We start from the raw sequence: 223 nt of genomic DNA on the forward strand, positions 1-223 counted from the left end.
CATCTCTCTGATGGCCTGCCTGTAAAAACATACCAGGCAGGATCCTTAAATTGTGAAATTAGAAAATCAGTTTGCGGTCAGGCGTTGCCAGATTGCAGAGACGTATTTGACCTGATGTCGGGCGTCAGAAAGCGCATTATGCATGTCGCCTTCAAACGGGATGTCGAAGCGTGGATTGATACCGACAGATTTACCCAGTTCGACCATGGTCCTTACGTCCCTG

General features: G+C 48.4%; 1 protein-coding gene. It reads right to left on the reverse strand.

All coding sequences use genetic code 11. From position 1 onward, the window contains the following. Positions 1–66: 66 nt before the first annotated feature. Positions 67–223: 3'-5' exoribonuclease domain-containing protein (locus FDX22_RS22065; RefSeq protein WP_146717774.1), on the reverse strand; the 157-nt coding region annotated here is incomplete at its 5' end.

This window comes from Citrobacter sp. TBCS-14 (assembly GCF_005280805.1).
Taxonomy (GTDB): domain Bacteria; phylum Pseudomonadota; class Gammaproteobacteria; order Enterobacterales; family Enterobacteriaceae; genus Citrobacter; species Citrobacter gillenii.